We start from the raw sequence: 22,698 nt of genomic DNA, 5'->3' as shown, positions 1-22,698 counted from the left end.
TGGCCCACGAACTGGGACAGAAGCTGGAATGTGGAGCCCATCTCTCCAGGCTGCGGCGCCTCTCCTCGGGAAAGTTCTCGCTGTCGATGGCCTGTCCGCTGCCCCAGGGCCGAATTCCCCAGGACTGGGCCCGGTTTCTGCTCTCCATGAACTCCATGTTGGAGGATATGCCCGGCATTCGTGTCTCGGCGGAAGAGCGGGAAGCCTTTGCCCACGGAAGGGCGCTGGGAGTCAGAAACGTTCCCCTCGATCATTCGGACACCCCCATGATCCGGGTCCTTTCCGACTCGGGCCTGCTGCTGGGACTGGCTGAAATGGCTTCCTTCCGGCACCCGGGCGGGCGCGGCGAGCAGGGCGTGGTCCGCCTTCTCCCCAAGCTGGTTCTGTAATTGGGCCAAGCCGGTCTCGGCCCTGATTTCACTTTACTTCGAGGATCCGACTATGCTACATTCCGCCTGCTTTATCGGCCTGGAAGGAAAGGATCCTCTCCTCGAATTCATGGTACTGACACCGGATCTCAAGAGCTCAGTGATTCAGAAATACCGGACCCATCCCACGGATACGGGGTCGCCGGAAGTCCAAATTGCCCTGCTGAGCGAGCGGATCACCTACTTGACGGGCCACTTCAAGGAACACAAGAAGGACCATGCTTCTCGCCGCGGTCTGCTGAAGATGGTCGGGCACCGCAGGCGTCTATTGGACTATCTGAAGACGAAGGATGTCGAACGCTATCGAACGGTCATCCAGAGACTTGGAATACGCAAGTAGCGAGCCCGGAAAGACAATTCGAGCTTGAACAATGAAATAGCGACTCCGAGCATTGCCGAATGTGATGCCCGCAGTCGCTATTTTAGTTTCGGCAACAAGCCGGGCCAGGAAACACTTCAATGATTGAGAAAACCAGCACCCTCATCGGAGGTAAGGAAATCACCATCGAAACGGGCAGGATCGCCCGCCAGGCTGACGGCGCCGTTCAGGTCAGCTACGGAGATACGGTGGTGTTGGTGTCCGCCTGTTCCAGAAGACAGCCCCGGGACAACGTGGATTTCTTTCCTCTGACCGTAGACTACCGAGAAAACTATTACGCCGCGGGACGCATTCCGGGGGGCTTCTTCAAGCGCGAGGGGAAGCCGAGCGAAAAGGAGGTTCTGACCAGTCGCCTGATAGACCGTCCCATACGGCCGCTGTTTCCGTCGGGCTATCGCTGCGACACCCAGATCATTGCCCTGGTGCTCTCCGCGGACGGAGAGAACGACCCCGACATTCACGGCATCACGGGTGCCAGCGCGGCCCTGATGGTGTCCGACATCCCCTTTGAGACCCCCATCGCCGCGGTTCGCGTGGGTCTGGTCGGGGGCGGCCTGGTGATCAACCCCAGCAGCCACGATCTGAAGGAAAGCCAGCTCAACTTGATCGTTGCCGGCAGTGAAGACGGCATCGTGATGGTAGAAGCCGGAGCTCGAGAGGTTTCCGAGGCCACTATGGTTGAAGCATTGGCTTTCGGACACGAACACATCAAGCAGATTGTCCCCCTGCAAAGGGAACTGGCGACCCGCCTCAACGTCCGGAAACGCCCCCTGGATTCGCGCCCGGTCGACGAGAAACTCTTCAATCAGATCTCCAGCAAAGTGTCAGCCGATCTACGGGACGCTCTCGACACCACGAAGCACGGCAAGAGAGGAAGCTACGATCAGGTCGACAAGGTCAAGGAAGTCCTGCTGAGCAGCTACCCGGAGGAGTCGGCCGACTTGAGAAGCGATGCGGCGGCTATTTTCGATCGCATCAAGGAACAGATCTTCCGCGACGACATCCTCGAACGCAAGCGGCGCCCGGACGGTCGTGAGTTCGACGCCGTCCGACCCATCACCTGCGAGGTCGGCCTTTTGCCCCGCACCCACGGTTCAGCTCTTTTCACCCGCGGCGAGACCCAGGCCCTGGTCACCGCGACCCTGGGCACTTCGGACGATATTCAGAAGATTGACATCATGGAGGGCGAGTCGTCCAAGCGGTTCCTCCTCCACTACAACTTCCCTCCCTTCAGCGTGGGCGAAACGGGATTCATGCGAGGGCCCGGGCGCAGGGAGGTGGGCCATGGCGCCCTGGCGGAGCGATCCATCCTGCCGGTGGTTCCCGCCGAGGACAAATTCCCCTACACCATTCGAATTGTCTCCGACATCCTGGAGTCCAACGGTTCTTCCTCAATGGCCAGCGTATGCGGCGGCATCCTCTCCCTGATGGATGCCGGCGTTCCCATCAAGGCGCCGGTCGCCGGCATTGCCATGGGGTTGGTCAAGGAAGGAGACCGATACGCCGTCCTGACCGACATCGCGGGGGCCGAGGACCACTACGGAGACATGGACTTCAAGGTCACCGGGACCCGATCGGGAATCACGGCCCTGCAGATGGACATCAAGATCGCCGGCTTGACCATGGAAATCATGAGTGAAGCCCTCCAGCAGGCGCTGCGGGGAAGGCTCTTCGTCCTCGACAGAATGCTGGACACCATTTCAGCCCACCGGAGCAACACTTCGAAATATGCTCCCAAGATCTATTCCCTTCGCATCAAGCGAGAGAAGATCCGCGATGTCATCGGTCCCGGGGGCAAGGTGATTCGCGGTATCACCGAACAGACCGGGGTCAAGATCGACGTCGCAGACGACGGCAAGGTCAACATCGCCGCACTTGACGAGGCGTCAGCCCGAAAGGCCATTCAGATCATCAAGGACATCACTGCCGAGGCGGAAATGGGCAAGATCTATCTGGGCAAGGTGGTTCGCCTGGTGGATTTCGGCGCCTTCGTGGAAATCTTTCCCGGGACGGACGGCCTACTTCATATCAGCGAGATCGCCGAGCATCGAATTCGGCAGGTCAGGGACGAGTTGAAGGAAGGGGATCAGCTGCTGGTCAAGGTCATTGGGATTGACGGCCAGAAGATCAAGCTGAGCCGCAAGGCCGTGTTGCGGGAACAGCGGCAAAAGTCGTCCTGAGGCAAGCGCCCGGCGCGACCCGGTGAGTTCCGCGCCGGTCAAGCCGCCAGCGGCGGGTGAAATTCACCCGTCAGGTTGGGGAATCTGCCGAAAATCTCGTCACGCAATTCCTTCGACAGAGCCTGTTGCCGGCTCTCCACAAACCTGTCGCCCTGACGAACAAACAGCCTGAAGCGATCCTCTTCGTCGCCTTTTTGCCTGATCAGAACCCAACGGGTTTTCGGCCCCGGCTCGATCCGATAAATATCGACTCGAGTCTGAACCAGGGGCACCGAGACGCTGTCGAGATATCGAGCTCGGCAAGGATCGTTCGAAAACACCGAGAAGCTCATTTCCTGCCCCCCGTAAAAGAACTTGCAATCCCTTAGCTCCATAACGCCCTCCCGTATCAGGGAATCGTGTGAGATTTGAGGCGCGCGCCCTGACCCGCGGATGTCGAACACAAGCCGCGATTTGACGCCCTACGTAACTGCCAAATATCTCTGATGCGCAACACCGTCAAAAGGGTTACCCGGAAATAGCGGTGTTCTTTTCAGGGACGCGACGAACCCTCATTTCCCACGGGGAGGCTGTGCTTTTTGAGACGAGCGCAGATTCGTTGCTGAAAAAGAGAAGTTTGTCCGTATCGACGTAACTTTCGTCCCTATACTCCTATAAACAATCGAAATAGGGATTTATTACAATTTTTTGAGGGGAGGGACCGTTCAGGACTGTCTGCGGAGTTGTAGCGATAATGAGCCCGCCCGCGCATCAATGGGCCGCTTGATCATGCTGATGGCACGATTCATGCGGACGACGACATTCCCGCGGGAGATGTGACGGTGTCTGGAGATCTCCTTGGTCGAGAACCCCTGGTACAGGCGCAGCTCGATGACCTGGCGGCAGATTCCTGGCAGGAGATCAATCATCTCCTTAAGCAGGACAAGAAGCTCCCGATCCTGCGCCGGAGCTTCAGGGTCCCCAATGGGGGCTGCCTGGTCTAGGAGCGGATCCTCGCGGCGGCGAACTCGGGTTATGCAGAGGAGGTCGGGTGAGGACAAGTTGGGAGAACAGGCCAGGATCCTGCTCCCACCCGGGGCGCTTCAGTCGAGGCGGTAGTTGGGAGCCTCCCGGGTGATGATGACATCGTGGACGTGGCTTTCCTTGAGGCCTGCGGAGGTGATCCTGATGAAACGGGCCTTTTCCTGGAGTTCCTCGATTCCTGAGCACCCTACATAGCCCATTCCGGCTTTCAGGCCACCTACCAGTTGAGCCACCACTCCCGCCAAGGGCCCCTTGTAGGGCACACGGCCCTCGATGCCTTCCGGGACCAGCTTCTGTGCGCTGGTATCCTGGCCTAATCTATAACGGTCCCTACTCCCCACCTGCATCGCTCCGAAAGATCCCATGCCCCGATAGGCCTTGAAGCTTCGACCCTGATAGAGCACGGTTTCCCCCGGGCTTTCGTCGGTTCCGGCGAAGAGGCTTCCGATCATGACGCTGTCGGCACCTGCGGCGATGGCCTTGGTGATGTCCCCGGAGAACTTGATTCCCCCGTCGGCGATCACCGGGATTCCCGCATCCTTGGCAACCTGCGCGCATTCCGCCACCGCGGTGATTTGCGGGACCCCGGCGGCTGAGACCACCCGGGTGGTGCAGATGGAACCGGGACCGATACCCACCTTGATGCCGTCGGCGCCGCAGCGGATCATGTCAGCCGCGGCCGCGGCGGTGGCGATGTTGCCGGCGATGGTATCCGTCTCCGGGAACTTCCGCTTGATCTCCTTGAGCACATCCATCACCCGCTGGGAGTGGCTGTGGGCCGTATCCACGGCCAGAACGTCCACGTTGGCGCTCACCAGGGCCTCGGCCCGCTCCAGGTAGTCGCCCGTGACGCCCAGGGCCGCTCCCGCCAGCAAACGCCCCTGGCCATCCTTGGCCGAAAAGGGGTACTGGAGCTTCTTCTGGATATCCTTGACCGTGATCAAGCCCTTCAACATGTACTTGCTGTCGACCACCAGCAGCTTCTCCACCCTGTGCCGGTGCAGCATTTCCTCGGCTTCGGCCAGCGTGGTCCCGACGGGAACGGTGATCAGGTTTTCCTTGGTCATCACCTCCGAGATCGGCAGGTTCAAGCGGTCTTCAAAGCGCAGGTCGCGGTTGGTCAGGATCCCCACCAGCTTGCCGTCCTCGGTGATGGGCACACCAGAGATCTTGTAATGCCTCATCATTTCCAGGGCCTCGTAGATCCGATTCTGCGGGGACATGGTGATGGGATCCACGATCATTCCGCTCTCGGAACGCTTGACCTTGTCCACTTCCGAGGCCTGGCGCTCAACCGACATATTGCGGTGAATGATGCCGATGCCGCCCTGCTGGGCCATGGCAATCGCCAGGCGGGCTTCGGTGACGGTATCCATGGCCGCGCTGATGACGGGCACGTTGAGCTGGATGCGCTGGGTCAGCCGGGTTCGGGTAGACACCTCGGCGGGCGCGATGTCCGACTTCCGGGGGACCAGCAGGACATCGTCAAAGGTCAAGCCTTCAGGCACCTCCCTGGTCAACATGGACACTCCCTTACCGTTTCCTTCTTCAAGCCGCAGTCAGAGCGCAGCACTTCTTGTACTTCTTGCCGCTACCACAGGGGCAAGGCTCGTTGCGGCCGATTTTCCGCCCTCGAATGACGGGCCTGCGCGGCTCGGCCGCTTCCTCGGCAGCCCCCATCACCATTTCCTGTTTGCGCTGGCGGCGCTCCATCTCGCGAACCTTGTCCCTGTCTTCAACCGGCTGCAGCAGATAAAGATAACGTAGACTCTGCTCTTCGATACCATCCATCATCTGTTCAAAGGTAGCGAAGGATTCCTTCTTGTACTCCACCAGGGGATCTCGCTGACCATAGCCCCGTAATCCGATCCCTTCCTTCAATTGGTCCATCGCCAGCAGATGGTCCTTCCAATGGGCGTCCAGGACATTGAGCAGAATCAGCCTTTCGTACTGGCGCATCTCCTGCGAGCCGATTTCCTCGTCCTTGCGTTCGTACTTCTCCCTGGCCCTGGCGCAAATGGCCTCCAGCAGCTCCTCCCGATTGAGTTGCTCCACCTGGATGTTCTCGTGACGCAGATCCAGGCCGAACTGCTGGGCCACGGCCTTGCGAAGCCCTTCGCCGTCCCACTCCTCGGGATCGCTGTCGGCGTCGCAGTAGCTGTCGATGAACCCGCCGATGACGTCCTCGCTCAACTCGAGCAGGTACTCCTTCTGGTCGCTCTTGCTCAGGAACTGTTCCCTCAGTCCGTAGATGGTCTTGCGCTGCTGGTTCATGACGTCGTCATATTGCAGCAAATGCTTTCGGATGCTGAAGTTGTGGGCCTCGACCTGTTTTTGAGCCGATTCAATCCTCTTGCTGATCAGACGGGATTCTATGGGAACGTCCTCCTCCATCCCCAAACGTTGCATGATGCTGGACACCTTTTCGCTGGCGAAGATCCTCATGAGATCGTCCTCCAGCGAGAGGTAGAACCGGGAGCTCCCGACATCCCCCTGGCGCCCTGAGCGGCCGCGCAACTGGTTGTCGATGCGCCGGGACTCGTGACGCTCCGTTCCCAGTATATGCAGCCCCCCGGCAGCGATCACCTGCTCTCGACCCTGCTGAAACTGCTGGTCGACCTCGTCGAGCGCCCTCTCCCACTCCTCCTGGGTGAGCGTCGCCAGGTCCACACCCTGCTTGTGCAGCCGTTCCCTGGCCAGGAACTCGGCGTTGCCGCCCAGCACGATATCGGTCCCGCGACCCGCCATGTTGGTGGCGATGGTCACCGCCCCCTTGCGTCCAGCCTGAGCCACGATCTCGGCTTCCTTCTCATGGTACTTGGCATTCAGCACCACATGCTTTACCCCTGACTTCTTGAGCAATCCGCTCAATCGCTCCGACTTTTCGATGGAAATGGTCCCCACCAGCACCGGTTGGCCCTGCTCGTGCAGCTCCCGGATCTCCTCAACCACCGCTCTGAACTTCTCCGGTTCGGTGCGATAGACCACGTCCGGATAGTCCATCCGGATCATGGGCCTGTTGGGGGGAACCACCACCACTTCCAGTTTATAGATCTTGCTGAACTCCATGGCCTCGGTGTCGGCCGTTCCGGTCATTCCCGCCAGTTTCCCGTACATGCGGAAATAGTTCTGGAACGTGACCGTCGCCAGGGTTTGATTCTCCCTTTCGATCTTGACCCGCTCCTTGGCCTCTACCGCTTCGTGCAGGCCATCGCTCCAGCGGCGGCCAGGCATGAGGCGCCCCGTAAACTCGTCTACGATCGTGACCTTGTTGTCGTTGACGACGTAGTGCACGTCTTTCTCGTAGAGCCAGTAGGCCTTGACCAGTTGCTGTATGGTGTGCAGGCGCTCGGTGACTTCGACGTAGCGCTTCTCGCTGTAGTCCGGGTCGTCCGGGTCGGGAATGACGTAGTCGTCCATGCGTCCGCCCGCCAGAAACTCCTGGCCCTTCTCGGTGATCTCGACGTTGTGCGATTTCTCGTCGATAAAGCAGTAGAGCTGGTTGTCGAACTCGGACAGTTGCTTGTTGCTCATGAGCTGGCCTTCGACCTGATCGATCTTCTTTTTCAGATCACGGTGCTTGACCAGCAGGTCCAGATACTGCCTGTTCTTGGGATCGCCGCGCTTGACCAGCAGCAGTTTCTCCAGCGTCTCCTCAGTGGCCTGGCCGTCAGAGTCGATTTGCTGGATTGACTCCCGCAAGGCACGGCCCAGAAATTTCGTCTGCTGGGCACGGATGCGTTCAGCCAACGGCCGCATGGCCATGTAGGTCTTCTGCTGGGAACTCTCTACCGGTCCCGAGATGATCAGAGGCGTTCGAGCCTCGTCGATCAGGATGGAGTCGACCTCGTCCACGATGGAGTAGTGATGCGCTCTTTGGACCCGGTCGCCGATTTCGAACTTCATGTTGTCGCGGAGGTAATCGAATCCGAACTCGTTGTTGGTGCCGTAGGTCACGTCGCACTGGTAGGCCTTGCGGCGCTCGTCGTCGTCCATGTCATGCTGAACCACTCCCACCGACAACCCCATGAATCGGTAGACCCTGCCCATCCACTCGGCGTCGCGGCGAGCCAGATAGTCGTTGACCGTGACGACATGGACACCCTTCTCCTCCAGGCTATTGAGGTAGACCGGCAGCGTGGCAACCAGGGTCTTGCCCTCTCCCGTTTTCATCTCGGCGATCTTCCCCTGATGAAGCACCACGCCGCCCATGAGCTGCACGTCAAAGTGCCTCATCTTGAGCACCCGCCTGGCAGCCTCCCGAACCACGGCGAAGGCTTCCGGGAGCAGGTCCTCCAGGGTCTCGCCGGCGGCCAACCGTGTCTTGAACCGGTCGGTGTGGGCACGCAGCTCCTGGTCCGTCTGGTCGGAGAGGGAGGGTTCCAGGGCGTTGATCCGATCAACCGTGGGTTGAATGGCCTTGATGTCCCGCTCGTGCTTGCTGCCGAAAACTGTCTTGAGAAGGGTATCGATTACCAAAGAATGGCCCCTTGATCTGCCGTCAAGAACCTTAATTATGAGGGGATTCAAGACAAAGTCAAGGAGTCAGCCGGAGGGCCGCACGCCCCCTTACCGATGGCGCCGGCGCCGTTCCGGCTTCCTTCGCGGACAGCCGATTTGCGCTTGGTCAACCGGTTTGACAGCGCCCTCGACCGACTCCTATAGTGTTGAATTGACGACTACAGTACGTTCCGCACCCCTCCGAAGTCGGCCAATCTCCCATGAACTCCCCATCGAAGCCCCCTTACCGGTTGGTTGTGGTTGGAGGAGGAATTTCAGGGCTGGCGGCGGCTCATCGATTGCTGGAAAGAGCCTCAAGGCTGCCCCAGCCCGTCCGCCTGGACTTGTTCGAATCCGACCGGCGCCTGGGGGGTGTCATCCACACCGTAAAGGAGCAGGGATTCCTGCTGGAAGGAGGGCCCGATTCCTTCATTTCCGAGAAGCCCTGGGCGGTGGATCTCTGCCGGCGCCTCGGGCTGGAGAGGAGCCTCATCGGCACCTCACCCAGCCATCGCAGGACTCTTATTGTACGGGGCGGGAAGCTGCTGCCTGTTCCGGAGGGGTTCCACCTGATCGCACCCTATCGATTCGGCTCCTTTGCCGCCTCCCCCCTTCTGAGTTGGGCGGGCAAGATCCGCATGGCGGCCGACCTGGTGCTGCCGCGCCGGCGGCCCCTTTCAGCCAAGCACGATGAGAGCCTGGCCGCCTTCGTTCGCCGTCGCCTGGGAGAGGAAGCCTTGGCACGCCTGGCCCAACCCCTGGTCGGCGGGATCTATACCGCCGATCCTGAACAGCTGGGTCTGAGAGCAACCTTCCCGCAGTTTCTCGAAATGGAAGAACGCCACCGCAGCCTCCTGCTGGCCATGTGGCGGGACCGCAAGCGGCAACAGTCATCGGCTGATGGCCACCCTGCCGGTCCCCGCTACGGCCTTTTTGTCTCCCTGGATCAGGGATTGCAGCTTTTGGTGGATCGACTGCGGGAGTCCATACCGGCCCCGTCGATCCATTTGGGTTGCAAGGTCCTGTCGCTACGGCGGCTGGACCGGACTCCCCGTTGGGAGATCGAACTGGAAAAGGGCTCCCCGATCCGGGCCGACGGAATCTGTCTTGCGCTTCCGGCCCGCCGGGCAGCTGACTTGTTGGAGGACCTCGAACCCAGCCTGGCGGCAAGTTTGAGAAGCGTGGTCCATGCCACCACGGCAACCGTAAACCTGGCCTACCGGGCGGCGGACGTTCCCGTCGCCATGGATGGGTTCGGCTTCCTGGTGCCGGCCGTGGAAAAGGGGGCGATGCTGGCCTGCAGCTACAGCCACCGCAAGTTCGCCGGACGCGCCCCCGGGAACACGGCGCTCCTGCGTGCTTTCGTGGGCGGAGCGCTGCACCCGGAAACTCTTGAGGGTGACGATCACGAGTTGATTGCACGGGTCCGTCGGACCCTTGGAGAATTGCTGGGAATCACCCGCGCGCCTCTGCTAAGCCGGGTGGAACGCCACCCCGAGGGCATACCCCAGTATGGAGTCGGGCACCTGGACCTGGTGGCCCGGATTGAAAGCCGGATGCTCCGGTGGCCGTCCCTGCAGCTGGCGGGAAACGGGCTCACCGGTATCGGTATCCCGGACTGTGTTCGACGGGCCGAGCAGTGCGCCGATCGGTTGCTGGCCCGCATTTCTCACCGGGGGACGTGAACTACTTCAAGAACATACCGGTTCGGGACCAGCGGGTTCTGCTGAAGAAGTTGAGGGCTTTGCTTCCGTATTCCCTGGCGTGCTGTAGAACGGATTTGGGGCTTGGATCGTAGGGGTCGTCGTCGTAGGACCAGTAGATGAACAGCGGTTTCCCGATGATGTTCCGGCTCGGCACCGGCCCCCAATACCGGCTGTCGTGGCTATTGTCGCGGTTATCGCCCATCATGAAATAGTGGTCCGGGGGAATCAGGACAGGCCCGTGGGAATCTTTGGGTGCGTAACGGTCCTCTCCCAGGTCGAAGTATTGATAGGGTTCCTCGAGTCTCCTGCCGTCGATGTAGACTGATTTGTCCCTGATCTCTAGGGTCTCGCCGGGAAGGCCGATCACGCGCTTGATAAAGGGCACGCTGGGATCGTGGGGAGGCTTGAAGGCCACGATGTCTCCCCTCTCGATCTCACGATTCGGCAGAATTTTCAGGAGGAAATCCGGATAATTGGCCGGGAAGGCGAACTTGTCCAGGAAGAAATGATCCCCAACCAGAATGGTGGGCTTCATCGACTCGGTCGGAACCTGAGTGGCCTGAGCGACAAACTTGGTGAAGAAGAACACGAAAACCAGGCTGAATGCCAGGCTTTCGAGCCACTCCCGGGCCGCGCTCTTGCGCCGCGCCTTTCCTGGTTTCAGGTTGGCTTCGTCCTCGGCGGGCCACTCTTGAACGAAATCCTCTTTCTCCTCTGGCATCCTTCCCCCAAAGCCCCGCGTCGGCGGGAACTCCCCGGAACCGATTCTGCTATTATAGGGAATTTTGAGCGACCGCTTCAAGCCGCCCTCGGGGTGTGGCCCGACTGAGGGCAGGGGCCGATTGGCGGGATCGCGATCCCCGCGAGGGCAACCCAGAAGATTGCCGCCGGACAATGGGCGCACCTGGGCGCGCTGGTCAGTCGGTTCTCGGATTTTTTCGGAAACTTGCCATGGGTAATCCGACATTTTCGGTCCTTAACTTCGGCTGTCGGGCCAGCCAGTCGGATGGAGCTGCGCTCGAGCAGGCGCTCCTTCGGGAGAACCTGGAGAAGACTCGAAGGGGAGTGACCGCTGACGTCGTGGTCATCAACACCTGCACGGTCACCCGGACCGCCGATGCCCAGGCCCGTCAGGCCATCCGGCGCATTCACCGTCACAACCCCGAAGCCAGCATCGTGGTGACCGGTTGTTACGCTCAGCGCGCGCCCGAGGAAATTGCCCGGATGGAGGGTGTCACCTGCGTTGTCGGCAACTCCCACAAGCAGCAACTGGCGGCCCTGGTCGCAGAGAAGCACGTGCCTCACGGCGTTCCTGCCGATTGCGCGGAGTCGGAAGCACGATTGCCCGGCGGCGCCGAGGTTTACTGCAGCAGCATCTTCGAGTCCCGGGAGTTGCGATCCATTGCCGACATGTCAGGGGGCGGCAGAACCAGGGCCTTTCTGAAGGTGCAGGACGGCTGCAGCTATCGATGTTCCTACTGTGTGATTCCGTTTGTAAGAGGCGATTCGCGCAGTCTTCCCCTGACCGAGGTGTTGCGCCAGACCAGGCACCTGTTGAACCAGGGCTACAAGGAAATCGTACTGACCGGAATCCATCTGGGCGGCTATGGGAGGGATTTGCAGCCCGGCGCCCGTCTGGCGAGCCTGATCCGCCGGCTGCTTCTGCAAGAGCCCCTGCGGCGGTTGCGACTCAGCTCCATCGAACCCCTGGAAGTCACCGACGAGATCATCGACCTGGTGGCCACCTCCCCCAGGATGGCCAAGCACTTCCACGTGCCTCTGCAGAGCGGCTCCAGCCGCATCTTGGGTCTCATGCGCCGGCCCTATAGAGCCACCCAGTATCTGGAACTGCTGGAAAAGATCCGGCGGCGGGTTCCCGAGGCGGCGATAGGAGCGGATGTGATGGTGGGATTCCCCGGAGAGACAAAGGAAGATCATGCCCAGACCCTGGACTTGATCCGTAACTCACCCCTGACCTACCTGCATGTCTTCCCCTTCTCCAGGAGACCGGGCACCGCCGCCGCCCGGCTCGAGCCGGGGGTGCCCAAGGCCGTGGCGGCCCTCAGAAGCCTGGAGTTGAGGACGCTGGGCGAAGTCAAGAACCGTATCTTTCGGGAGTCCCAGGTCGGTCGGAATCTGCCGGTGATCACTCTCCAGGACGAATCTCCGCGGTCGACCCGGCGAGCCCTGAGTTCCAATTTCCTGCAGGTCGAATTGGCCGGCGCCGAACCGCAGCCCAATCAACTGCTGCAGGTGCGTGTCACCGGACTCACCCCGACGGGTGTCACGGGTTGCGTTTCCGCCGCCCCCGAGGGTCGGACATTCAGCCCTCCAGGATTACCTGGGCCACCGCGTAGCGATCGGTGTGGGACAGGCTGATCCGGTAGCGGGCAGCCCCCAGTTGGCGAGCCACCTCCAGGGCTTTGCCGGAGAGCAGAAGGTCCGGTTTGCCGTTGGTCCGATTGCGAACTTCGGCATCGCGCCAGCCGACGCCACTGCTCCATCCCGTCCCGATCGCCTTGAACAGCGCCTCCTTGGCGGCGAAACGAGCCGCGTAGTGTTGAAAGGGGTTTGGGCGCCCGTCACAGTAGCGGATCTCGCCGGGCGTGAATATCCGGTTCCGCAAGCGGTCACCCCGCCGCTCCATGGCTGCTCTCAGCTTGCCTATCTCGACAAGGTCAATGCCGGTACCGACGATCACGACTCTTCTGCCTCATCACGGAGGAGATCCCTTTTGCCTGGCCCCAAGCGGCTTGTGCCTGCAGCACCCGGCGCTGGCGGCCTGCCCCTGGCTGGTTCACGGTTTCAGCCTGCGAAACCGCGTGTCGCGGGACCACCCGCTGCCCGGCGCTTCGAGTTTCGAGCAATCCGGAGAGGATGTCAAATCCGTTCCGATTCAGAACGCCTTTGTTACCAGCCTGGCCGGAAACACCATGGTCCTGGTGCGATTGCGCCAATGCCATTCCGACGGCGTCGTTTGCCTGGATCGGTTGGCTCCGGGAGACCTGCCGGCGGAGGGGGATGCCGTAATTACCCGTCGCTCCGGAGTGCTTTTGGCCGTCCAGGTGGCCGACTGCCTTCCCGTGCTCATCGTCGACAAGTCCAAACGGATCCTGGCGGCCGTGCATGCGGGTTGGCGAGGCCTCCTGGCAGGGGTCGTACCCAAGACCCTTGAGGCCATGCAGTCCCGATACGCCTCCGATCCCCGGCATTGCCTTGCCGTTATCGGACCTTCCATCGGACCCTGCTGTTACCAGGTGGGCCAGGATGTGGCCATGCCTTTCGAGGAGGCCTTCCCCGGCCGCCCCCAGTTGTGGAGAAACTTCCAGCCTGCCGGACGGGACCTCTCCTCCGGAACCGGTCCTCCAGACGCCCGGCGAATGCTGGACCTGTCGGCAGCCTGCCGCTGTCAATTGGAAACCGCGGGGCTCCCTGCCAGAGGCGTTTTCAGCCATCCACCCTGCACCTCCTGTCATCGGGATGTCTTCTATTCCTACCGGGCTGATGGAGAAAGCACCGGACGAATGCTGGCCGCCATCGGCAAGATTCATTAGTCACCCCCCCTTCCGCAGCCTGCGGAGGATGTCGCCTCACCCTGCATGGGGCCATACTATGGGCCTGCCCGGGCGCTTGCCGACCGTTGCCGGGCTTTGTATTCCAACCGACTTTGGGTAGAATGACGGCCTCCCCACATTGCGCCTCCTTCACCAGACCCCCAACCATAAATTCGCCCCATGGACCACAAACACATTCTGGTCGTGGACGACGACCCCCATATTCTGGCCCTGATTCGGACCATCCTGGCCCAAAGGAACTACCGAGTGACCACCGCCGGCGACGGTCAACAGGCCCTGGAAAGCTTGAGAGGACCACACTTCGACGCCATGATCACCGACGCCCTCATGCCTGGCCTGGATGGCCCCGCCCTGACCGAGAAAATCAAGGCCGACCCCAACCTGAAGGATCTGCCGGTTATCATGATCACTGCCAGCAGCCAGCCCGGCATGGTCCAGAAGAGTTTTTCCTCGGGCTGTATCCTGTTCCTGCCAAAGCCTTTTACTGCCGCCAGCCTGATTTCCATCCTTCAACTGGCTCTTAGGCAGGAGAGTCGACTCAAAGGAGAACCCGGATGAAGATCGCACTCTGCAACGAAGTCCTGCGAGACCTGCCGTTCCCGGCCCAGTGCCAACGGGCGGCCGCACTGGGGTATAGCGGTCTGGAGCTGGCTCCCTTCACCCTCGGAGAGGAGCCTCACCGCCTCTCGGCCGACCGGAGGGCCGAGCTCCGCCGAGCGGCATCCGACGCCGGCATAGCCATCACGGGCCTTCATTGGCTGCTTCTGACACCGCCGGGGCTGTCGATCACCGCTGCCGACCCCGGCGTACGCCGGACAACCATCGAAGTCCTGAAGCGACTCGTCGACCTCTGCGCCGACCTCTGCGGCAAGGTGTTGGTCCATGGATCTCCGAAGCAACGCCAGGTGAAGGCGGATGAAGATCCCCTGGAAGCCTGGCAGCGAGCCCGCGATCTTTGGGCAACCGTCGCCGACAGGGCCGCTCAAGCCGGTGTCCGGTACTGCATCGAACCCTTGGCGGCGCACGACACCAACTTCATCAACACCATCGGAACCGCGGTGGAAATGATGGAGGCCGTGGCCAACCCCTCACTGGGCACCATGCTCGACACCCGGGCCGCGTCGCACTCGGAATCGGCCCCCCTCCCGCAGTTGGTGGATCGATGGCTTCCTTCGGGAGCCATCGCCCACGTGCACCTGAACGATCCCAACGGACGGGCTCCGGGCCAGGGAAGCCTCAACTTCGGTCCCGTCCTGCAAGCCCTGCGGCGGCACCGGTACGAAGGCCCGGTATCGGTGGAACCCTTCGATTACCGGCCCGACGGAAGCACGGCGGCAGCCAGAGCCATCGGTTATCTTCAAGGCGTCCTGGAGGGACTGGAATCCCCAGCCTCATGACCTCGTGCGGAACCGGCTATAATGAAGCATCCCGCAACCCCAACCCGGCATCAGGAGAGAGGAACCCGGTCCGCTCGTCGCCGGCGACTCGGGAGAAACGCGGGCTTGGATTCATGAATGGGAGCGGGGCCATCGGAATGCCGCATCGCCGACCGGACGGACGAACCGCCCTGCGCGCGGTTTCTTTTCTCTGCCTCTGGTGCTTGCTGCCGGCATGGTCGGCCTCGGGGGCCTACAAGAATCTGGCCGTCAAGGTCGGCCCGGTGGAAGGGTACGCCTCTCGTCAAAGCCAGGGGCCAGTGACCATCGCCGCCGACCCCTATCTGTCGGAAACCAGGATACGAACAGTCTTCGACATCAAGGGCCTCTCCAAGCTGGGCCTGGTTCCGATCAACCTCATCATCAGCAACCAGGGCTCTGACGCACTCTCCATCGACGTCGAAAGCATTACCTTGCTGGATCCCGAATATGGCTCTCTGCAGGTCCTGTCGCCCAGAGAAGCGGTCCATTTGATCCTGAGACAAGACCGTCGTCGCCGGGGGAACCTCAGCCCGGTTCCCCTGCCAAGGTCCCCAAGGCCCCCCTTTGTCAGGGGTAGGAGCCGGGTGGAAAAACATTTTTTCGAGATCAAGGACGACATCATTCGAAAATCGCTCAAGCGCCGAATCCGACCCCGCGCCACGGCCTGGGGTTTTGTCTTTTTTCAGCTTCCTGAGAGTCGGCGCTTGAGCGATTTTCGAACGATGTCACGGTTGGCCAGCTATAAAATAATTATTTCTGACGTAGAAAACAATAGAACACAACAAAAATTATTATATTTCGATATTGAGCTCAAGTAGAGTTTAGTCCAAATTCCACCCATCCACCGAAGCACCAGGAGAACGCCATGAGAAGAGATTCTGTTCTTTGGGCTCTCGCGATCCTGATGGCCGTCCATCAGCCGGTCGGGCTGGTGGCCCAAACACCCTCGGACCGCGGCGGCCCCTCCGACCAAACGCTGACCATCCAGGCCGGAACCAGGTTCAAAGCCTCCTTGCAGACCCCGGTCAGCACCAAGCTCTCCGAGGCAGGCGACCTGCTCTACTGGACGCTGTATGAACCGCTTCGGATCGACAGGGAGCACGTGCTGCCCAGAGGCATGGAGCTTTCGGGCCGGGTCACTCTCGTCAAGCGGCCTGGAAGAGTCAAGGGCAAGGCCCAGCTCTTCGCATTGATGGACGGCTTGGAGACCTACTACGGGACTGAACCGATTGCCGTTTCGGTGGACGCAGCCGACGACATCTTCGAGGATGAGAAAATTCGGACCGACGAGGAAGGAAAGCTGATAGCCAACCCGGACCTCGGCCACGATCTGGGAAGGGCCCAGCAGGGCGCCTCGATCGGGTCCATGGCCTCGGTTCCCATCGCCATAACGACGGGCAGCCTGGGGGCTGCCATCGCGGGACCCGTCGCTGGGGCCATCGTGGGGATTCTGCTGACCCGGGGCAAGGAAATCCGCCTGCCGGCCGGGACGGTGTTTCGAATGAAGTTTGTCCAGGACGTGGCGATTCCGGCCTCTATCGCCGAATTTCGCCCCGGCAGGTCAGCACGATCGGAGCCTAATTCTTGAGCAAGCGCTGGTAGAGGCGTTGCAGCTCTTCCTGGGAATAGTACTCTATCTCTATCCGGCCCCGGTTGCCCTTGGGGACGATGCGCACCCTGGTTCCCAGGGATGTCTCCAGCTTGGCCGCGGCCGCCTTGACATTGGGGTCCGGGCCTTTTGGCTCCTCCGTCTTTCCGGTGGATTTCTTTTGCTGAGAAATCAGTCGCTCGATTCTCCGCACCGACCATCCCCGCCTGGAGGCCTCGGCAGCCAACGCTAGCTGGGCCTGGGAATCATCCACTGCCAGAAGCGCCCTGGCATGGCCCATGGAGAGCTTTCCCCCCTTGACCAACTCCTGGACGGGCGCAGACAATCTCAACAAGCGCAAGAAGTTTGTCACTGTGGAGCGCTCTTTCCCGGTCCTGCGGGCAACTTCCTCCTGAGTTAACCCGAATTCGTTAGCCAAGCGGGAGTAGGCGCGGGCTTCCTCCATCGGATTGAGGTTCTCCCTCTGCAGGTTCTCGATCAGGGCGGCCTGCATCAACTGGTCGTCGTCAAGAGGCCTGACAACTGCCGGAATCTTGCGCAGTCCCAGGAGTTGAGCCGCCCTCCAACGCCGTTCTCCTGCGATGATCTGAAATCGGTCCCCGACCTGGCGAACCGCAATGGGCTGAACGAACCCGTTCACCTCCAGGGAGCGAGCCAGCTCGCGCAGCCTCTCCTTGTCAAAGATCTCTCGAGTCTGGAAGGGATTGGGTTCCAGCAAGGCCACGTCCAGCTCGCGCAAGCTCGTATCCATCTCGGGCTTGGCCGCACCCAGCAGCGCGCTAATCCCCTTTCCGAGCGCCTTTCGTGCCATGATCGATCACCTCCAGAGCCAATTGTATATAGCTGCCGGCTCCCTTGGACTTCACGTCGTAAAGAATAATGGGCTTCCCGTGACTGGGAGCTTCCGCCAAGCGGACATTCCTCGGAATGACGGTCCGGAACACCTGCCCCGCAAAGAAGGCGCGCAGGTCCGCCGCCACCTGCCGGCTGAGATTGGTGCGCTCATCAAACATGGTCAATAGAAACCCCTCCACGGACAAGCCCGGATTCCACTGCCTGCGAACCTGCACGAGCGTCTCCAGCATTTCCGAAACTCCTTCCAGGGCAAAGTACTCGCACTGGATGGGAATCAGGACGGAGTCTGCCGCAACCAGGGCATTGAGCGTCAACAGATTCAGTGAGGGGGGACAATCGAGCAGGACAAACTGGTATTTTCTGCGGAGAGGCGCGATCGCCTCTTTCAACCGGAACTCGCGTCGGTCGACGTCAACAAGCTCGACCAGCGCGCCGGTCAGGTTCTGATCGGCCGGAACGACATCCATCCCCTCCAGTTCGGTTTGGAGCACCCCTTGTTGCCAGCGGATCTCACCGGACAGGAGATGATAAAGGCTCTTTCTGAAGGCATCTTTTGAAAACCCCACGCCGCTGGTGGCATTGGCTTGGGGGTCGCAGTCCACCAACAGGGTTTTCATCTCGGCCGCGGCCAGGGATGCGGCCAGGTTAATGCCGGTGGTGGTCTTCCCCACACCACCCTTTTGGTTGGCGATGGCGATAACTTTCGCCAAGAGAATCCCTTGCGATTCTGGTATCTGAAGGATTTTTGAGTGCGAGCGTCCCGTTTGAACCCACTGGAAGCAGGACACTAGTAGCAGAAAGGCCTGAAAAACTCAACTGATCGGCCTTTCGCCCCCCCGATGTTTCACGTGGAACGTCGAAATAGTCCTGTATGTCCTTTTCATCCACGCAAATAAACCATTTACACCTGCTTGACTTGGAACCGGTTACTCGCGGCAGGGCGTTGGTTTAAACAAGCTCCTCGCCAAGCGCCGCTTCCACCCGCAGAAACCCCGAGGCAAGACCCATCCGACTCACCCTCCGCTGTCGTGATGTTTCACGTGGAACATTGGTTTACCCTGATGCCACTCACCAACAGCCGCTGCCGGCTCCAAGGCACCGGGATGGGAACCGCCCAATCCACTCCCGGCAATTTCCGGATCTCGTCGTTCCATATCCGCCTTGTGGTGAACAGCACCAACTTGATGCTGCTCTGAATCAGCCTGTCGCACCAAGCAACCTTGGTTCCGATGGCACCCAGGCCTCGTAGCGTTACCGTGCGCGGCGCAAGGCCGAAGTCGCAAGAGCTGCAGTCCTCCAGTCGCTTGCCGATGACAAACACACCCTCCAGGCCCAGCCGGCGACGAACCGTTTCCAGAAAGCTGGCCCGTTTAACTCGAGGCTCCAGAAGATAAACAGTAAGTTCCGGACGGTAAATCTTCAACGCCAGCCCCGGGAAGCCCGCGCCGGAGCCCACGTCCAGCAGCGGCCCGTCTTGTTCGGCCAGCAAGGGAGCAGCCAGGAACGACTCCGCAAAAAGGTCTCTCAGTATCTCCTCCCTGCTTCGGAGTCCGGTCAGGTTTACCTTCCGGTTCCACTGCTCCAACAGGCCCAGGTAGGCTTCTACCCTATCCCCTACAGGTCTTTTGCAGGCAATCCCCCACCGGCTCAAAAGGGCCTCCACTCCTTGGTCTTCGGTGAAACCGCCGGCTGACATTCGCTAACCTAGGTCCTTTCTCTTCTTTTGCGCCGATCGAGTTCCAAGTGGACATGGATGATGGCAAGCGCCGCCGGTGTCACCCCTGGAATCCGACTGGCCTGACCGATGGTTAGCGGCCGGATTCGGGAAAGCTTCTCCACGATTTCGCGCGAAAGGCCGGCAATGTTTCCATACTCGATATCCGCAGGCAGCGCCTTGGCCGAAGCCCGTCTTATCTTTTCGATGTCCGCTTTCTGTTGCCGCAGATATCCCTCATACTTGATCTCCGTCTCCACACAGCGCAATTCTTCTGCGCTTAGATCCTTCCGCAGTTCCCCGGGAAGCTCCGAGAGGAACTGTCGAATGCGGTATTCCGTACGTTTCAGGGCTTCTTTTGCCGAAATCCTGCCATTTCCCACGTGAATGCGCATCTCCGCCAGCACGGCTCGCAATTTCTCAATGCGCTGCTGCTTGGCCTCGTAACTCTCCAGATCGTCCCTCCCGATCAGTCCCAGCTTCCCCCCAAGAGGAGTCAGCCGCCGATCCGCGTTGTCGATTCTCAACTGCAGCCGGAATTCGGCCCGGGAAGTGAACATTCGATAGGGCTCGTCGGTTCCCTTGGTGACCAGGTCATCGACAAGGATTCCAATATAGCCCTCATCCCGTCCCAGCACGACCGGCTCTTCTCCCCTTACCCAGCGGGCCGCGTTGATTCCGGCCATGAGCCCCTGACAGGCCGCCTCCTCATAGCCGGTGGTCCCATTGATCTGGCCTGCATGAAACAGTCCGGCCACCCGCTTGGTTTGCAGGGAGGGAAACAGCTCACGGGGGTCCACGTAGTCATATTCAATGGCGTACCCCGGCCGAATCAACTCGGCCGCTTCCAAGCCCCGAATGGAGCGGACCATCTCCATCTGCACATCCGGCGGCATGCTGGTCGAGAGCCCATTGACGTAAATCTCATTGGTTCCGAGTCCTTCCGGCTCCAGAAAAATCTGATGCCGCGGCCGTTCGGGGAATTTCACCACCTTGTCTTCGAAGGAAGGACAGTAGCGAGGGCCAATCGACTGAATCCGGCCACTATAGAGCGGTGAACGGTTCAGATTCTCCCGGACCACCTGGTGCGTCCGTGGATTGCTGTAGGCGATGAAGCAAGAGACTTGAGGCTGGTCTATCCGCTTGGTTCTAAAGGAGAAGGGCGTGGGGTCCTTGTCCCCTTTCTGCTCTTCGGCCAACCCGAAGTCGATCGTCCGTCCATCCAGGCGCGGCGGCGTCCCCGTCTTCATGCGCCCCCAACTGAAACCGATCGCCTTGATCGATTCGGCCAGCGGAACTGACGGCGATTCACCGCTGCGGCCGGCAGCTCTCTTCCGCTCGCCGATATGGATCAGCCCGTTCAAGAAGGTGCCCGTCGTCAACACCACGGCGCGGGCGCCCACTCGGCGGCCGTCTGCCAATTCAACTCCGCTGACTCGCCCCTTCTCTCTCACGATATCTACAACCTCGGCCTGCTTGATTCCGAGACGGGCCTCACCTTCCAGCAATCCCCGCATGGCGACACGATACCGTTGCTTGTCGGCCTGGGCTCTCGGCGACCACACGGCCGGACCGCGGCTACGGTTCAACAACCGAAACTGAATCCCCGTCCGATCGATCACCTCTCCCATCACGCCACCCAGTGCATCCAGCTCGCGCACCAGATGGCCCTTGGCGATACCGCCGATGGCAGGGTTGCAGGACATCTGCGCGATGAGATCGACATTCATGGTGTAGAGCGCGGTATCCAAACCCATCCGCGCAGCCGCCACTGCCGCCTCTACTCCGGCATGCCCGCCGCCGATGACTACCACATCATGGTCTTGAAATGTGCCGCTACCCATCTCTCGTCCTCGCCGGCAGCTTCCCCCAGGTCACTTGCCTATGCAAAACGTACTAAAGATGCGTCCCAGAATATCGTCAATGCCGGTCTCTCCGGTCAGTTCGTTCAACGCCCTCAAGGCTACGTGCAAGTCCAGCAATATCACTTCATGGGGCAATCCTTGCTCGACCGCGCCGTCCGCCCGCTTCAACGCCTTCAACGCCTGCCCGATCCGTTCCTGCTGGCGGAGGTTGGTGACCAGCGCCCCTCCCTCCTCCTCCGCCTTCCCTTGGCCCAGGTCCTGCAGCAGCACCTGCCGCAACGTTTCCACTCCTTCTCCGGTCAAGGCGGAGACCCGGACCACGGGCGCCTCCATATCCCCCAATCGCTCCCCCGACCAGCGTTGCGGCAAGTCGATCTTGTTGATGACCAGGCAGCAAGCGTGCTGTTTCAACTCCTCCAACAACCTACGGTCCTCTTCCGCCTGTTCGACCGATCCGTCCAGCACCAGCAGCAACCTGTCGGCATCGGCCAACACCTCACGGGTCTTGTCCATTCCAATGCGCTCCACCGGATCGGTCGAGCTTCGAATCCCGGCCGTATCCAGCCAACGCACCGGGATCCCTCCCAACTGAGCATCTTCCGCAACCACATCGCGCGTGGTTCCCGGACGCTCGTTGACAATGGCGCGCTCCTGACTTAGCAATGTGTTGAAAAGAGTAGACTTACCTACGTTGGTGCGGCCTACCACGGCTACCGTGATTCCGTCGCTCAGCAACCGTCCCCGCCCAAACCCGTCCTCAAACTCCTGCAATGCGGCGACCACTGGCCGCAACTGGTCCAGTATGGCTTCCTCCGCCAGAACCGGCACGTCGTCGTCGGCAAAGTCGATCCCGGCTTCCAACAACGAGATCAACCTCACCAGTAATTCCTTGATCGGCTTCAAACGCCGAGACAGCGATCCCTCTGCCTGCTGGCGCGCGACTCGAGCCTGAAACAGTGTCTTGGCCTCAATCAGGTCCCGAATCGCCTCCGCTTGCACCAGATCGATTCTGCCCCGCAAGAAGGCTCTCAACGTGAATTCGCCCGGCGTTGCCACTCGGGCGCCAGCTTCCAGCAACGCCGCCATCACGGCCTCAAGCACCACCGGACTGCCATGACAGCCGATCTCCACCACGTCTTCAGCAGTAAACGATCGTGGAGCCCGAAAATAGGTCACCATGGCCTGGTCCAGAACCTCCCCCGTTTTGGGGTGGCTTATCCTGCGCAATCGCGTGGTCCTGTTCCGAAGACCGTTGCCCCGACAGCCACAGACAGCCTCCACGATCCTGCGGGAGTCTCCCCCACTCAAGCGAATCACCCCGATGCCGCTCTTGCCCTTCGGGGTGGCGATGGCTGCAATGGTGTCGTCAATCAGGGTGGGCATGATTACTCACCTGAAACAAACGCTGGCGCCTAGTGGCTGGAAACCGGTTCAAAGTCGAGCATG

21 protein-coding genes and 1 pseudogene are annotated in these 22,698 nt (G+C 60.6%); 11 read left to right on the top strand and 11 right to left on the bottom strand.

The features are described 5' to 3' along the window. The 3 genes from OXI69_02535 to pnp all read left to right on the top strand — a co-directional run. The coding region (locus OXI69_02535; GenBank protein MDE2665009.1) for a hypothetical protein at window positions 1-389 on the top strand (389 nt) is incomplete at its 5' end. Between the two features lie 109 nt (window positions 390-498). After that, complete coding sequence (gene rpsO, locus OXI69_02530; protein MDE2665008.1) at window positions 499-768, top strand: 30S ribosomal protein S15; 270 nt, start codon at window positions 499-501, stop codon at window positions 766-768. Between the two features lie 119 nt (window positions 769-887). Further along, complete coding sequence (gene pnp / locus OXI69_02525) at window positions 888-2,987, top strand: polyribonucleotide nucleotidyltransferase (protein ID MDE2665007.1); 2,100 nt, start codon at window positions 888-890, stop codon at window positions 2,985-2,987. Between the two features lie 38 nt (window positions 2,988-3,025). On the opposite strand, the gene OXI69_02520 is transcribed toward pnp, so the two are convergent. Continuing rightward, window positions 3,026-3,361, bottom strand: a complete 336-nt coding sequence (locus OXI69_02520) for a hypothetical protein (GenBank protein ID MDE2665006.1) — start codon at window positions 3,359-3,361, stop codon at window positions 3,026-3,028. A gap of 447 nt (window positions 3,362-3,808) precedes the next feature. On the opposite strand from OXI69_02520, the gene OXI69_02515 reads away from it, so the two are divergent. Beyond that, the gene (locus tag OXI69_02515) at window positions 3,809-3,970 is read left to right on the top strand and encodes a hypothetical protein (GenBank protein MDE2665005.1); all 162 of its coding nucleotides are present in this window, start codon (window positions 3,809-3,811) and stop codon (window positions 3,968-3,970) included. Between the two features lie 99 nt (window positions 3,971-4,069). Here the strand turns inward: OXI69_02515 and guaB are convergent, their stop codons facing one another. The 3 genes and pseudogenes from guaB to secA form a co-directional block, all read right to left on the bottom strand. Continuing rightward, window positions 4,070-5,533, bottom strand: coding sequence for an IMP dehydrogenase (gene guaB / locus OXI69_02510; protein ID MDE2665004.1), 1,464 nt, complete (start codon window positions 5,531-5,533; stop codon window positions 4,070-4,072). Between the two features lie 25 nt (window positions 5,534-5,558). Continuing rightward, entirely contained in the window at window positions 5,559-5,690 is a 132-nt protein-coding gene (locus OXI69_02505; protein ID MDE2665003.1) for an SEC-C metal-binding domain-containing protein, read from the bottom strand. A gap of 63 nt (window positions 5,691-5,753) precedes the next feature. Beyond that, window positions 5,754-8,483, bottom strand: a pseudogene (secA, locus tag OXI69_02500) (preprotein translocase subunit SecA). Window positions 8,484-8,731: 248 nt separating this feature from the next. On the opposite strand from secA, the gene hemG reads away from it, so the two are divergent. Further along, the gene (gene hemG, locus OXI69_02495; GenBank protein MDE2665002.1) at window positions 8,732-10,195 is read left to right on the top strand and encodes a protoporphyrinogen oxidase; all 1,464 of its coding nucleotides are present in this window, start codon (window positions 8,732-8,734) and stop codon (window positions 10,193-10,195) included. A 1-nt stretch (window position 10,196) separates the two neighbouring features. On the opposite strand, the gene lepB is transcribed toward hemG, so the two are convergent. Then, complete coding sequence (gene lepB, locus OXI69_02490; protein ID MDE2665001.1) at window positions 10,197-10,937, bottom strand: signal peptidase I; 741 nt, start codon at window positions 10,935-10,937, stop codon at window positions 10,197-10,199. Between the two features lie 230 nt (window positions 10,938-11,167). Here lepB and mtaB point away from each other — a divergent pair, with 230 nt between their 5' ends. Beyond that, complete coding sequence (gene mtaB / locus OXI69_02485; protein ID MDE2665000.1) at window positions 11,168-12,595, top strand: tRNA (N(6)-L-threonylcarbamoyladenosine(37)-C(2))-methylthiotransferase MtaB; 1,428 nt, start codon at window positions 11,168-11,170, stop codon at window positions 12,593-12,595. On the opposite strand, the gene acpS is transcribed toward mtaB, so the two are convergent. Next, window positions 12,540-12,917 (bottom strand): holo-ACP synthase, encoded by a 378-nt coding sequence (gene acpS / locus OXI69_02480; GenBank protein MDE2664999.1) that lies wholly within the window; start codon window positions 12,915-12,917, stop codon window positions 12,540-12,542. The two genes, mtaB and acpS, sit on opposite strands and share 56 nt — an antisense overlap. Between acpS and pgeF the strand changes: the two genes are divergently transcribed. The 5 genes from pgeF (at window position 12,898) to OXI69_02455 (ending at window position 16,797) form a co-directional block, all read left to right on the top strand. Continuing rightward, window positions 12,898-13,770, top strand: coding sequence for a peptidoglycan editing factor PgeF (pgeF, locus tag OXI69_02475; protein ID MDE2664998.1), 873 nt, complete (start codon window positions 12,898-12,900; stop codon window positions 13,768-13,770). The genes acpS and pgeF overlap by 20 nt on opposite strands. A gap of 180 nt (window positions 13,771-13,950) precedes the next feature. Then, the gene (locus OXI69_02470; GenBank protein MDE2664997.1) at window positions 13,951-14,349 is read left to right on the top strand and encodes a response regulator; all 399 of its coding nucleotides are present in this window, start codon (window positions 13,951-13,953) and stop codon (window positions 14,347-14,349) included. Further along, complete coding sequence (locus OXI69_02465; protein ID MDE2664996.1) at window positions 14,346-15,188, top strand: sugar phosphate isomerase/epimerase; 843 nt, start codon at window positions 14,346-14,348, stop codon at window positions 15,186-15,188. The genes OXI69_02470 and OXI69_02465 overlap by 4 nt, the downstream gene beginning before the upstream one ends. A 137-nt stretch (window positions 15,189-15,325) precedes the next feature. Then, complete coding sequence (locus OXI69_02460; GenBank protein ID MDE2664995.1) at window positions 15,326-16,027, top strand: hypothetical protein; 702 nt, start codon at window positions 15,326-15,328, stop codon at window positions 16,025-16,027. Between the two features lie 47 nt (window positions 16,028-16,074). Then, window positions 16,075-16,797 (top strand): hypothetical protein, encoded by a 723-nt coding sequence (locus OXI69_02455; GenBank protein ID MDE2664994.1) that lies wholly within the window; start codon window positions 16,075-16,077, stop codon window positions 16,795-16,797. On the opposite strand, the gene OXI69_02450 is transcribed toward OXI69_02455, so the two are convergent. The 5 genes from OXI69_02450 to mnmE all read right to left on the bottom strand — a co-directional run bounded on the left by OXI69_02450 (window position 16,787) and on the right by mnmE (window position 22,635). Continuing rightward, a complete protein-coding gene (locus OXI69_02450; protein ID MDE2664993.1) occupies window positions 16,787-17,629 on the bottom strand; it encodes a ParB/RepB/Spo0J family partition protein in 843 nt (280 codons plus the stop codon). The two genes, OXI69_02455 and OXI69_02450, sit on opposite strands and share 11 nt — an antisense overlap. Continuing rightward, on the bottom strand, window positions 17,598-18,383 hold the full coding sequence (locus OXI69_02445) for a ParA family protein (protein ID MDE2664992.1): 786 nt from the start codon (window positions 18,381-18,383) through the stop codon (window positions 17,598-17,600). The genes OXI69_02450 and OXI69_02445 overlap by 32 nt, the downstream gene beginning before the upstream one ends. A 326-nt stretch (window positions 18,384-18,709) precedes the next feature. Next, a complete protein-coding gene (gene rsmG, locus OXI69_02440) occupies window positions 18,710-19,369 on the bottom strand; it encodes a 16S rRNA (guanine(527)-N(7))-methyltransferase RsmG (GenBank protein ID MDE2664991.1) in 660 nt (219 codons plus the stop codon). 8 nt (window positions 19,370-19,377) lie between these two features. Further along, window positions 19,378-21,231 carry a tRNA uridine-5-carboxymethylaminomethyl(34) synthesis enzyme MnmG gene (mnmG, locus tag OXI69_02435; protein ID MDE2664990.1) on the bottom strand — a complete coding sequence of 618 codons (1,854 nt, stop codon included), beginning with the start codon at window positions 21,229-21,231 and terminating at the stop codon, window positions 19,378-19,380. 30 nt (window positions 21,232-21,261) lie between these two features. Further along, window positions 21,262-22,635 carry a tRNA uridine-5-carboxymethylaminomethyl(34) synthesis GTPase MnmE gene (mnmE, locus tag OXI69_02430; protein MDE2664989.1) on the bottom strand — a complete coding sequence of 458 codons (1,374 nt, stop codon included), beginning with the start codon at window positions 22,633-22,635 and terminating at the stop codon, window positions 21,262-21,264. Window positions 22,636-22,698: the final 63 nt, after the last annotated feature.

Source organism: Acidobacteriota bacterium, from assembly GCA_028875575.1.
Lineage (GTDB): Bacteria > Acidobacteriota > Terriglobia > Versatilivoradales > Versatilivoraceae > Versatilivorator.
Note: the sequence above shows the minus strand (reverse complement) of the source record. Positions and strands in the feature narration are given on the sequence as shown.

Excerpts from the sequence above, each read along its gene's own strand:
- rpsO (MDE2665008.1), top strand. The coding sequence starts at position 499 with ATGGTACTGACACCGGATCTCAAGAGCTCAGTGATTCAGAAATACCGG.
- pnp (MDE2665007.1), top strand. The coding sequence starts at position 888 with ATGATTGAGAAAACCAGCACCCTCATCGGAGGTAAGGAAATCACCATC.
- OXI69_02520 (MDE2665006.1), bottom strand. The coding sequence starts at position 3,361 with ATGGAGCTAAGGGATTGCAAGTTCTTTTACGGGGGGCAGGAAATGAGC.
- guaB (MDE2665004.1), bottom strand. The coding sequence starts at position 5,533 with ATGTTGACCAGGGAGGTGCCTGAAGGCTTGACCTTTGACGATGTCCTG.
- OXI69_02505 (MDE2665003.1), bottom strand. The coding sequence starts at position 5,690 with ATGGGGGCTGCCGAGGAAGCGGCCGAGCCGCGCAGGCCCGTCATTCGA.
- hemG (MDE2665002.1), top strand. The coding sequence starts at position 8,732 with ATGAACTCCCCATCGAAGCCCCCTTACCGGTTGGTTGTGGTTGGAGGA.
- lepB (MDE2665001.1), bottom strand. The coding sequence starts at position 10,937 with ATGCCAGAGGAGAAAGAGGATTTCGTTCAAGAGTGGCCCGCCGAGGAC.
- mtaB (MDE2665000.1), top strand. The coding sequence starts at position 11,168 with ATGGGTAATCCGACATTTTCGGTCCTTAACTTCGGCTGTCGGGCCAGC.
- pgeF (MDE2664998.1), top strand. The coding sequence starts at position 12,898 with ATGCCGGTACCGACGATCACGACTCTTCTGCCTCATCACGGAGGAGAT.
- OXI69_02470 (MDE2664997.1), top strand. The coding sequence starts at position 13,951 with ATGGACCACAAACACATTCTGGTCGTGGACGACGACCCCCATATTCTG.
- OXI69_02465 (MDE2664996.1), top strand. The coding sequence starts at position 14,346 with ATGAAGATCGCACTCTGCAACGAAGTCCTGCGAGACCTGCCGTTCCCG.
- OXI69_02460 (MDE2664995.1), top strand. The coding sequence starts at position 15,326 with ATGCCGCATCGCCGACCGGACGGACGAACCGCCCTGCGCGCGGTTTCT.
- OXI69_02455 (MDE2664994.1), top strand. The coding sequence starts at position 16,075 with ATGAGAAGAGATTCTGTTCTTTGGGCTCTCGCGATCCTGATGGCCGTC.
- OXI69_02450 (MDE2664993.1), bottom strand. The coding sequence starts at position 17,629 with ATGGCACGAAAGGCGCTCGGAAAGGGGATTAGCGCGCTGCTGGGTGCG.
- rsmG (MDE2664991.1), bottom strand. The coding sequence starts at position 19,369 with ATGTCAGCCGGCGGTTTCACCGAAGACCAAGGAGTGGAGGCCCTTTTG.
- mnmG (MDE2664990.1), bottom strand. The coding sequence starts at position 21,231 with ATGGGTAGCGGCACATTTCAAGACCATGATGTGGTAGTCATCGGCGGC.
- mnmE (MDE2664989.1), bottom strand. The coding sequence starts at position 22,635 with ATGCCCACCCTGATTGACGACACCATTGCAGCCATCGCCACCCCGAAG.